The sequence below is a fragment of the Cellulosimicrobium sp. GQ32 genome (genome assembly GCF_059758455.1).
The window spans coordinates 1-445 of record NZ_JCAXEP010000036.1 but is presented as its reverse complement, the minus strand read 5'-3'; the positions used below and the strand labels follow the sequence as shown (position 1 = coordinate 445).

The window sequence follows — 445 nt, the reverse complement described above, 5'->3', positions numbered from 1 at the left end:
CGCCTCGTTGGCGGGGGACTCCCCGGCCAACGCGACGGTGCAGGCGATCATGGGCGGCGCGGCGTTGCAGGCGGTCGTGCCCGAGGACGCCGAGGGCACGGGCACGTTCCGGTACTCGGTGGCCGACGGGCGTGGGGGCGTGGCCGAGGCAGGGGTCACCCTGAAGGTGTCGCCGTGGGGGGAGAACGCGGCGCCGGAGCAGACCGGTGACCCGGTGCTGCGGGTCGGGCAGGGCGGGCGCGCCACGATCAAGGTGCTGCCGTACTTCAAGGACCCCGACGGCGACGACCTCTACCTCGCCTCCGCAGCCGCGACCGTGGCCGGTGACGACGTGCGCTCGCGCCCGGACGGGACCGTGGAGTTCCGCGACGGCGGGGGTTCCACCGGCCGCAAGATCGTGACCCTGCTCGTCTCCGACGGCGAGCTGTCCTTCGAGGGCAAGCTG

1 protein-coding gene is annotated in these 445 nt (G+C 74.2%); it reads left to right on the top strand.

Annotated elements, in window-relative coordinates:
* The coding region (locus tag AC6CH9_RS20820) for a hypothetical protein (protein WP_498156601.1) at positions 1-445 on the top strand (445 nt) is incomplete at both ends.